The sequence below is a fragment of the Desulfosporosinus metallidurans genome (assembly GCF_001936615.1).
In the GTDB taxonomy this organism is placed as follows: Bacteria; Bacillota; Desulfitobacteriia; order Desulfitobacteriales; family Desulfitobacteriaceae; genus Desulfosporosinus; species Desulfosporosinus metallidurans.
Window position 1 is genome coordinate 18,028 of record NZ_MLBF01000055.1, and the last position, 10,312, is coordinate 28,339.

A 10,312-nucleotide genomic window follows, 5' to 3' on the forward strand; every position below is an offset into this window, starting at 1 on the left:
TCCCGGCGTTAAGATTGCCGTGTTACTCGAAGTAGAAGGTGACGGAATAGGTGATGTTGCTCTTGTTGTACATGCAGTCATGGTTGGTATAGTAGTAGAACTCCAACTGACTGTAAATTCCCGGCGACAGGATGCGGCTGAAGGTGATGCCGTTGGTCGTCGGCGAGTAGTCCAGCTGATCCCACTGCCCGGTCAGCACGTTGTAGCCGCGCACACGTCCATAGTCCTGCCCGCTGTGCCCGGAAACAGGAGGCACCGTAAAGGTGTAATTGGTAATAGTCGCTCCCGCGATGCCTTGCTCCAGAATTACAGACTCAGGGCCGGTCAGCGTCATACCGCCACCTCTATTTGGATCAGCCACAAAGAACACGATGGCAGCCCATGGCGATTCAGCTCCGGTGGAATCCACGGCTTTCACGCGCACCACATTTTTCCCCAGCGGATAATTGGTACTGGTCTGTGCCGGACGTCCTTCCCATACATAGGTGATGGCATCGCCGTCAGGATCGGTGCTGGAGGCGATGATTGTGATCGGTACGCCGGGCGCGATGCTGTTGCCGTCCGGAGTACGGGTGATCACCGGCGTTGTGGGAGCGGAGTTGTTTACTGTGAAGATTATATCCGTCCAATCGGAATACAGTCCCCATGCGTCCTTTGCCCGAACCTTCACGGTATGGGTTCCCACAGCATAGTAGCTGTCAGCAGTGTTGCCGGAATATTCCAAGCTTACTGCGTCGCCGTCAGGATCGGCGGCGTAAGCTGAGAGGTTAACCAGAAGCTTGCCGTCTTTTGCGGTTCGGGTGACCGACGCGCTGCCAGTCGGCTTGTTCGGCGCGTTATTGGTGACGGTGATATTCTGAGAATAGCTGAACAGTCTGCCTGCACTGTCGGTCGTACCGGCAGTCAGGGTATAGATGCCGGTGGCGTTGATACTGATGCTGCCACCGCTGTTTGAGAGGCTTCCGCTGTAGCTTGCCGGGGTGCCTCCCTTGGTCAGCGACCATGTGAGGCTTCTGCCCTCCAGTCCGGATGTGACCGGCAGGGTTACGCTGATGCTAGAGCCGATATGCACGGAGGACGGAACGGTGAACGGGAAGCTGGCAATTGGCTTGACGGTCGCTGTGTTGGACGTAAAGGTGAATTTCCTGCCGTTTGTGTCCGTCGCTTCAGCAATCAGCTTTACCGCAATGGTTTTATCCGTGCTGATGGTAAGACTGCCGCCGCTTGCTCCGACTGAGCCTGCCGAGTATTGGGTGTAGGGCTTTGCTTCGCCGCCATCCACAGAGATGAGCCAGTTGACGCTCGCTCCATCAAGCTCCGCACCTGAGGCGGTGACTGCCATGGACTCGCCGCTGTAGGTCAGCGGAGGGACACCGATACTCATGGTCGGGATGGGTGATATTGTGAAGCTCCGGCTCTTAGTAAAGGTGCGGCCGGTGGGGTCCGTCAGCGTGAGAGTCAATTCATACTGTCCTTTAGAGGGTAAGGTAATTGTGCCGCCCGCTTTAGCCAGGTTTCCGGCGGCATAGGCTGAATATGGCTTTACCTCACCGCTGCCCTGACAGATCGTCCAGTCCGCTGTGAGGTTCTCCAAGTCCGTTCCGCTGACGCCGACCGTTCCGGCTTCCCCGGCGTACCATGGCTCTGGGATACTAAGCGAAACGGACGGAATGGGATAGACTGTGAAACTTCGGCTTTCGGTGAAAGCACGGCCGTTGGTATCCGTCATCGTGAGGATCAGCTGGTACTGTCCTTTCGACGGGAAGGTGATTGAGCCGCCATCCTTGGTCAGAGCACCGGAAGCATAATCAGAGTAAGGCTTCTCAGCGTCATCCCCTTGCTTGACTGTCCAGCCCGCTGTAAGGTTCTCCAGATCCGTACCGTTGACGCCGATCGTTCCGGCTTCCCCGGCATGCCAGGTCTGCGGGAGGCTCAGTGACATCGATGGGATAGGATAGACCGTGAGGTTTCTGCTTTGAACAAAGGTGCGGCCGGTGGGGTCCGTCATGGTCAGAGTCAGCTCATACTGTCCCTTTGTCGGGAAGGTCAGGCTGCCGCCCTCTTTTGTGAGCGTGCCGGTTGCGTAATTGGAATACGGTTCGGCACCGCCGTCATCTTTCACGACTGTCCAGTCCGCAGTAAGGTTCGTCAAATCTGTACCGCTGACGCTGACAGTTCCGGCTTCACCGGCATACCAGACCTGCGGCGCGCTGAGTGAAATCGTCGGGATCGGATAGACCGAAGTGGATGCGCTGTAGGAGAACACTCTGCCCAGCGCATCTGTCATAGAGGCGGTGAGGGTATAATCTCCGACCTGCGTAAAGCGTATTTTTCCGCCGTAGGCGTTCAGGCTTCCCTCCATGACATTCGAAGGCTCAACCTGCTCGCCGTCCTTGGTGATTGTCCACTCCACCGGCAGCACGTTATTGTTGCCGCGTGTTCTCAGGTCGATGGTGCGGTCGGTATGGGTCGCTTTGGGAAGCTCAAAGGAAATACCCAACACCGGCAGGACTTCGATCCTGCCGCCGTTCTCGAACAAAAATACCCGGCCGGTTTCATCGGTAATGCGCGCGATCAGTTCATAGGTTCCTGCGTGCTTGAAGCGGATGGAGCCGCCTTTGTTATCCAGCATCCCGTCGACATACGTCCCAAAATCCTGGAATCCGAGGCCGTTCTCCAGCAGCCACTCAACCTTCAGGCTGCCCAGCTCGGAGTTTTCCGGAACCACGCTGACGGTGGTATCGGTGTGAGCGGTTTCCGGCAATGTATACGAGATACTGGGGACGGGGTACGCCTTGACCGGTGCGGTATAGCTGTAGGTTCTGCCGGCCGGATCGGTGAAGGCGGCTTTCAGAACATACTCGCCTTTGTCTTTAAAGCGGATGAAGCCGCCGTCGTTGGTCAGCTCGCCCTGAACCGCGTCGGCAAGGTCAACAGCCTTTCCGTCCTTGGTCAGCGACCACTCGATTGAAGCATCGCCGAGATTCTCAAAGTGTGTTTCCACATGGACCGTTTTGTCGGTGTGGGTGATCTCCGGCGCATAAAAGCCGATAGAGCCTACAGGGTATACGGTGACCGTATCAGAAGCTTCGAAGGTTCTGCCGGTTTCATCGGTGAGCGTCCCGGTGAGCATATATACGCCCTTATCCTTGAAGCGAACCGTGCCGCCGTCGTTGGTCAGTACGCCGTCAACCGCATCCGCAAGGGCAGCCGCCTCGCCGTTTTTGGTAAGACTCCAGTTGGCTGTCAGTCCGTCAGCCTCCGTCAGCACAGTTGAGACGCCGAAGGCTGTATCCGTATGGGAGGCAGACGGGAGGTCAAAGGAAATTCCGGCAACCGGATAAACCTTGGTGCTTTCGCTGTGGGTGAATACGCGGCCGGTATTGTCTGTTATGGACGCTGTGAGTGTATATTCACCCTTATTCCTGAACACAAAGGTACCGCCTTCATTTCCGAGCGTTCCCTCCAGAATGTCGGTCGTCTGGACGGTTTCTCCGTTCTTCGTTGCCGTCCACACAATGTCGTGGCCGTAGAGCTTTTCCAACGGAAATGTAAGCGTGATTGATTTGTCCGTATGGGTGGTTTCCGGCAGGTCAAAGCTCAGGTCGATAACCGGATACACCGTGATCTGCCTGGACAGCACGGTTTCTTTTCCTCTGGCGTTTTTCGCCGTAGCGGTCAGAGTGTATTGTCCGTCCTCCTTGAACCGGATCGTGCCTCCCTCCAGGCCGAGGGTTCCGCTGACAGCGTCCGCCAGCTCTACGGGCTGCTGAGAACCATCCACAGCAGTTTTGGTCAGTGACCAGGTGTAGCTTTTCATATACTTCCATACAGGCATCACCTGGATTTCGCTGTCGGTGTGAGCGGTTTCGGGAAACTCAAAACGTATCTGAGCATCCGGATAATATGTGTGGCCCCCCGAGCCTCCGGAACCGCCGCCCGGATTGCCCGGTGTGGGCGTGGGAGTCGGTGCAGGAGTTGGGGTTGGCTGACCTTCATCCGGATTCGTCGGTGTGGGCACCGGCTTCTCCGTGGGGTCAGGCGTCGGGCTCGGCGCCGGTGCGCCCGGAGTCTGTGACGGATTTGTCGGCGTCGGTGCGGACGGTTCCGGCTTGGTCTTGTCGTTCAGATCCTCGGCTTCGCCCTTGGTCACCGGATCGTTGGGATGGAATTTATTATCATCCGTGTCCCCGATGATTCCGCCCTCGCGGCCGATGATGACATATCCTTTGTCATCATCCTTGATATCCGACTGATCCTGATACCCGCTGTGCCCCTGAGTGTTTTCGGCTTCCTCGTTTTTCCCCTCCGCTCTTACGAGCATCTTGATGATTTCGGCACGGGTGATGGGAGCATCAGGATGGAAACCGTCAGGGTAATCGGCGGGGTCAATGATTCCGGCGTCTATCAACGCCTCGATATATTTCTCCGACCAGTGACCATCTATGTCGGGAAAGCTGGGCGGGTCTTTTTCCGCGTTTGTGGTGTTAAGCGAAAGATCCCGCGCCAGTATCGCGGCGTACTCACCGCGGGTGATGATATCGTCCTGCCCGACAAAGCTCTCCGGATGCAGACGGTATATCGTATAGATGCCACCGCATATCAGAAGAAGGAGAGCAAGGGCAATGATGACGATGCGCTTTCCTTTCTGTTTCATGGGTTTTCAGTCCTTTCTTTAATTTTTGGTAACGAAAAAACCGGAATCATCAATCTGACTCCGGCCTTAAGTCCTTATTGTTTTCATAGCTTCAGCTCCATGCCGCCCTGCTCCTGCCGCTCCTTTAAGAATGCATCCAGAGCTTCCGGAGACGGATGAATGAGCTTTCCTTCAATCATCTCAAAGACGCAGAAGTCATCCCGGTCGCAAATCATCACCCGTTGCTGGTAGTCCTTCTGCATCTCGATATAGTCCTGTACCTCCTTGGTACTGCACAGCCACACGCCGGAGGTGTATCTTCCGTCCGGCAGAAAGCAATAGCCGCTGTACTTGGGCTCGTGGCTTTTCAAATCCAACGCATCAGCCGAACGGATCTGTGAGAGCTGGAGACGAGCATGATCAGACAGGATTTCCGGCTTTGCGATGCCGAGGACGTCACTACGGTTCCAGCGAACCTGCTCACCGTCCGCTAGGGAAACGGCGAAGACGGATCGACCGCTGGGATTGGGTTTGCTGCCGAAGCCTCCGGTACAAAAATACAGCTGGTGCCTGGTATTTCTGAATTCCTCCGACAGCACAGAGGGTCTGAGGACTATAACCTTACCGCCTATGGGCATATCAAATCCGGTCTGCAGGCAGTCTTCCTGTGTAAATAACGTTTTTTCATTCATGATGCTGCCCCTTTCTCTGCTCGATCATCTCCAGCAGTCTTGCGGCAATGCCGATCTGTGTTTCCTCCGGCATATCGCGGATGGCGGCGCGTACGAACGCTTCCACTGCCTCCGGCGACTGATCACCGATTTCGATGAGATCAACCTTTTTTGCTGTGACGACGCCCTTCTGAACGCCGAGCCGCACGATATCGCCATGCTCTATTTCGGCGGCTGTGCGGAGCGCCTTTGGGATCAGGACACGGCCCTTGTCGTCAAGGATTTTGTAAATTGGTTTTGCTTTCATACGAAGTATCCCTCCTCTCTCATAACCTTCCGAACTGTGCCGGGGTCGAAGCCAAGCTCTTCAAAAAATTCACGGAGCTCGTCTGGCAGGTTGTCCAGAATATCCGCTTCCATGATGACGATGGCGCCGGCCGTACAGATGATCTCCAGGTCGCTGCCCTCCGGAATCTCCGCCGCTTCCAGCAGAGTGTTAGGCAGAGTCAGGTCGACGTCCCCATCATTTTCATGATAGCCGGAAATTTGTGCCGTAGTTTTCCGGACGTTGGGCGAAATAACAAGCTGCGGATAAAGATTTTCCGATTCCTCCTGCCTCACAGCAAGAGTGACCTGCACCTCGTCGCCGGGCTTCAGTCCCGCGGCATCGAGCATTTCCGTCTGCAGTGTGATGCGGCCGTACTTGTCCACGGTCGCAACCGTTTCAAACAGTTTCATATTGATGTACCTCCTGATAGATTTGATTTGTTATTCCATGCCGTAAAAATATCCGGCGTGATCAAAAAGCCCCAGCTGAGTCGGCATGTCACTCAGCCTTTCGGCGGTATCGTAATTTGAGATCAGGACTTCGGCGTATTCACAGCCGTTGTCATAGCGCTGGGCAAGGTTATTGATGCGACTAACCGCTTCGACGTTGAAGTCTTTATATAGCTCCCGAATGTATTCGCAGTCATTGTAGCTGACCAGCCATTTACCCTGACAAGATGCCAAGGTGTCCCGCAGACGGTAGTGATCGTTTATTTTAAATTCTACGGCGTAGTGTCCTTCCGTTTGATAATATGGCGGGTCGCAATAGATAAAGGCATTTTCACGGTCGTACTGCTTGATCAGTGCTTCAAAGTCCTTGTTCTCAATGACCGTATCCTTTAGTCTCCGGCTGCCCTGCCAGAGAAGATGAAAGGTTTTTCGGATATCGAAGGGCTGACATCCGTAGCTGGTACAGCCGCTTCCATAGCTTAACCGGATGAGACGATAGAAGGCGGCGGCGCGTTTGACGTCATTCATCTGTGCGTTTTCCAGAAGGATCGGCTTGATTTCCTCAAACTGCGGTTCACTTAGAAACCTCTGCGCGATATCCAATTCCTCCCGCAGGTACTCGTTTGTGAATTCCTCCTTCTCCAGATATTTTTTCAGGACATTAAATTCGTCGCGCCCGTTCAGCGGAAAGAAATTCAGCTCCCTGAGCAGAGCAAAGGGACGGTCGCGGACGCAGCGGAACAGATTTGCCAGGTCTGAATTGAAATCGTTGTAGACCTCCATAGCGGCGTCCGGAGGCCGTCCAAACAGCACCCAGCCCCCTCCGCCAAAGACCTCAATGTACCTTCCGAATTCTTTCGGCATACGCTGATAGATCATATCCCGCAGAGCCTTTTTGCCGCCCACCCAGCTGATGATGCTGTTCAATCCATCACCTCCCTTTGCTCCGGCGGCTGAATTTCTCAACATCGGTTCTCATGCAGGAGCCGTCAGGACTCCAGCAGATAAAGCCGACGCCGGGATAAGGACAGCCGGCACAGCGTGCGGTATCTTCAGGCAGAGACAAGGAATGCTTTGCAGGAGGACCGTTTTCTACGGTTCCTGTTTTTTCTTCCGGTGTTACATCATACTTCATGATTCAGCTCCTTTCTCGGAAAAACAAAAAAGGCGCTGCCTTCTTTGTAAAAGACAACGCCTTCTCGTTTTTTTATTTAGTTGTATGGCTCACAGCAATCAGCTGCAACAAAAAAAGCGCCCCTTAGCTTCATTAGAAACCAAAGTGCGCTATTTGTCCGTTCACTTTTTCATTCATCCCATCACCTGACCTCCGAATCCAAGGTCAGGTGAGCTGTTCTTCATCTCCTGCTCAAGCTTTAAGGAATAGTTTTCATGATTCCAAAAGCTGACATAGATCTCGCCGTCAGGAGTTTTAATAGGACGCTGTTCCAGACCTTCGCCGTAGCCGTCACTGTTTTGTCCAGTCACAAAATCAAGAAGCTCAGCGGTTTCCTCTCCTGAGAGGGACTCCTTCAGCCCAGCTGTCATGACTCCCCATAACTCACCGTCGACGATTTCCACTGACGGGTACAGGCTATACACCTTTTTATTTAGAGTTTCGTCGTGGATGTATTCTGCAAGTCCTCGGTCGTTTTCAATGAGACGGTTCTCCTTTGCGATTGCGGCGAGGATAGCATCCTCATAAGACACCGCCTCCGCAGGGGTGATTACCATCGGACTGTCCTCCAGCCCATACTCGCTCTCGGGGTAGGTGAGTATCTTTAGAGGGAAAAAGATACGCATTGTCTCGTTTGCCATTTTGTTTCCTCCATTCTTTTTTATTGGTGCCCTAAAAAAGGGCATAAAAAAAGCGGGGTATCTTCCTCATAGATACAACCGCTAATTTTTTGAAATGGTATGAAGTTGATTCAGCTATTCTTTCGTTTAATTACTGCCGAGTGTACTACAAATATTCATGCATAACACCATGGACATCAAAATTGTCAATGTCATTAAACATCTTCGGTTCTCCATATACACCAAACTGAGGATACAAACGAATTGCTCCTTCATCTTCATAAAATGTATTTTCTTCACTATCATAAAACACTACCTTAATCAGTAGATTCTTAATTTGGAATGTTATCGTATATCTCGATGCATCTGTCCGAAATGGTAATGACTTATCTTTTATCACTAACCCTCCTGGTGTCTGACGCCACTCTATCGTAGGATTATTTTTACTAAACGCCAAATCAATGAATACACCGTTTGGGATATTCCCTTCATACAACGAAATATAATGTTTCGTTGGAACAAGCTGTCTATAATTTGTCGCAGAATTAAGTAATATCACATTTTTGAACGCCCATTTTGCAACCGTTTCATAATGCTCTTCCAAAAAAATAAGTTCTGTTTTAATTCCGTTTAGATTCATAAGATTAATTATGTGTTGTTGACAATCTCCTTCTAACTGACTCATCCATCCATTATTGCATTTCTCACATACCAACCCGTTAACCAATTTTGAAAATGGATGTTTTCTATTAGAAATAGGCATACCGGCAAAATTTGCATGTGTCATAATTACGTCGTTCCCCAGAATACCTAATTCCTTCAATAGCCACTGTGCAAATATATGCTCTTTACTCAAATTCTTATTGCCGCAAAATACACATACTCTTTTCGTTTCCATAAAATCCACACCTACCTTATAAATTCAAATTACTCATCATTATATCATCGTAAAAATTTCTCATCTTCAATCCCGAAAAAATCAATCATAGACTCCCAATATCGAATGTCATCTATAAAATACCCTAAAAAAGCGGGGTCAAAAATGCACTTTTTGACCCCGCTTTTTGCCCTTTTTTTGCTCCAAAACCACTATATATAGTGGTTGACCTGCCTTATTTGCCCTTTTGACCACTATACGTCATCATTATTATACTCTCAACGTGCCTTGCACCGACAATTCGGATAAATTTTTAAATGGCTTAAACTCCTCCGCCAGTTATAATTGCAGGAATCAAGGGTAATTTTTCATCGTAAATCTTACGGTATATTTCTTCATATCCAATATCTTCACTGCGTAGTTTTGCTTCCAATCATAGAAAAGCCATCGTAAAAACAGAACCATTCTTTGTCCTCTTGAGAATGACACCGCCTGTTTTATACTTGTCGGTGTCATTCTATCATCCAAGCAACTGGTGATATTGGTTAATTGCATAGGTATCAGTCATTCCAGCAATATAATCTATAATATTCCGAACGAGAATTTTATTTTTTTGTTTGTATTCCTCGTTAACAGCATTATGTATTCTGGTGATTTCATCTCTAAGTAAAGTTATATCAGAATTTCTATATCTTGTTGTACTTAAGAAATTCTTTCGCATTTCACGATAAATCCTGTTCAACGTAGTATCCGGCAATTTAACAGGATTCTGATAAAATTCAGAAAACAGTGAACGAATGATTAAACTTGCTTTACCATCAAAAGAAGCTACCTCTGAACTGTTGATAACCCGCTTATTTATAATATTCTCCAGATATATTAATAAAAATAATCCCTTGTCGGATAATGTAATGATCTTCTTGTCAAATTTATGATAGGCTTGATAAAAATCATCTGTTTCATCAAAATTTGTCATATTTATCTTCGACTGTGTATAAACATCATTGACAAAATAATCTATTATTTTTGCAGAGATCATACTTTTGAGAAGACTCGCTTCATCCGCAATAATTCTTGAAGCTTTCACAGTCCTGATGCTGTTGTTGCAATCCTCAAGGAGTTTCTTAAGCTCAGTTGTTTTTCCAGTGCTCAAAAACGAATGCAATTCATCATATGAAAGATGACGCGCTGAAAAAGAGTCTTCGATGTCATGACTTCTTTGAGCGATTTCATCGGCAATTTTTACTACTTGTCCTTCAAGGGTAGTAGGTTCACTTTTGTCCATAAATAAATGCTCCGCGTTTCCATTTGCTAAAAATTGAGATATGTCATATTCATTGCTTAGTTTTGTGTGCTTTAGAACCCCTTCTAAAACCTGATAAGAAATATTAAGGCCTTCGTATTCTGTTTTGCTTTCTTCAAGATATGTTAACACTCGCAGGGCATGATAATTATGTTTAAATCCACCATACTCCAACCGTGTCCCATCTTTCCTGTCTTTATTTTGGATTTCACTGTTTAACGTCCTTTCCCCTTGATGACCAAATGGTGTATGCC

General features: G+C 49.6%; 8 protein-coding genes and 1 pseudogene. All 9 read right to left on the reverse strand.

From position 1 onward, the window contains the following. Nucleotides 1-22: 22 nt before the first annotated feature. A complete protein-coding gene (locus tag DSOL_RS21445; protein WP_075366820.1) occupies nt 23-4,657 on the reverse strand; it encodes an S-layer homology domain-containing protein in 4,635 nt (1,544 codons plus the stop codon). Nucleotides 4,658-4,740: 83 nt separating this feature from the next. Beyond that, nucleotides 4,741-5,328, reverse strand: coding sequence for a hypothetical protein (locus tag DSOL_RS21450; RefSeq protein WP_075366821.1), 588 nt, complete (start codon nt 5,326-5,328; stop codon nt 4,741-4,743). Next, a complete protein-coding gene (locus DSOL_RS21455; protein ID WP_075366822.1) occupies nt 5,321-5,614 on the reverse strand; it encodes a division/cell wall cluster transcriptional repressor MraZ in 294 nt (97 codons plus the stop codon). Before DSOL_RS21455 ends, DSOL_RS21450 begins: the two co-directional genes overlap by 8 nt. Further along, nucleotides 5,611-6,045: a hypothetical protein gene (locus DSOL_RS21460; protein ID WP_075366823.1), complete on the reverse strand. Its 435-nt coding sequence runs from the start codon at nt 6,043-6,045 to the stop codon at nt 5,611-5,613. Before DSOL_RS21460 ends, DSOL_RS21455 begins: the two co-directional genes overlap by 4 nt. Nucleotides 6,046-6,075: 30 nt before the next feature. Then, nucleotides 6,076-7,011 carry a DNA adenine methylase gene (locus DSOL_RS21465; RefSeq protein WP_075366824.1) on the reverse strand — a complete coding sequence of 312 codons (936 nt, stop codon included), beginning with the start codon at nt 7,009-7,011 and terminating at the stop codon, nt 6,076-6,078. A 4-nt stretch (nt 7,012-7,015) separates the two neighbouring features. Next, nucleotides 7,016-7,219, reverse strand: coding sequence for a hypothetical protein (locus DSOL_RS21470; RefSeq protein WP_075366825.1), 204 nt, complete (start codon nt 7,217-7,219; stop codon nt 7,016-7,018). Between the two features lie 173 nt (nt 7,220-7,392). Continuing rightward, entirely contained in the window at nt 7,393-7,899 is a 507-nt protein-coding gene (locus tag DSOL_RS21475) for a hypothetical protein (protein WP_075366826.1), read from the reverse strand. 145 nt (nt 7,900-8,044) lie between these two features. Further along, nucleotides 8,045-8,776 carry a hypothetical protein gene (locus tag DSOL_RS21480; RefSeq protein ID WP_075366827.1) on the reverse strand — a complete coding sequence of 244 codons (732 nt, stop codon included), beginning with the start codon at nt 8,774-8,776 and terminating at the stop codon, nt 8,045-8,047. Nucleotides 8,777-9,275: 499 nt separating this feature from the next. After that, nucleotides 9,276-10,312, reverse strand: a pseudogene (locus tag DSOL_RS28500) (hypothetical protein); the annotation flags it as partial.

Bases quoted from the DNA above. Each gene is read 5' to 3' on its own strand.
- DSOL_RS21445 (WP_075366820.1), bottom strand. From the start codon at position 4,657: ATGAAACAGAAAGGAAAGCGCATCGTCATCATTGCCCTTGCTCTCCTT.
- DSOL_RS21450 (WP_075366821.1), bottom strand. From the start codon at position 5,328: ATGAATGAAAAAACGTTATTTACACAGGAAGACTGCCTGCAGACCGGA.
- DSOL_RS21455 (WP_075366822.1), bottom strand. From the start codon at position 5,614: ATGAAAGCAAAACCAATTTACAAAATCCTTGACGACAAGGGCCGTGTC.
- DSOL_RS21460 (WP_075366823.1), bottom strand. From the start codon at position 6,045: ATGAAACTGTTTGAAACGGTTGCGACCGTGGACAAGTACGGCCGCATC.
- DSOL_RS21470 (WP_075366825.1), bottom strand. From the start codon at position 7,219: ATGAAGTATGATGTAACACCGGAAGAAAAAACAGGAACCGTAGAAAAC.
- DSOL_RS21475 (WP_075366826.1), bottom strand. From the start codon at position 7,899: ATGGCAAACGAGACAATGCGTATCTTTTTCCCTCTAAAGATACTCACC.
- DSOL_RS21480 (WP_075366827.1), bottom strand. From the start codon at position 8,776: ATGGAAACGAAAAGAGTATGTGTATTTTGCGGCAATAAGAATTTGAGT.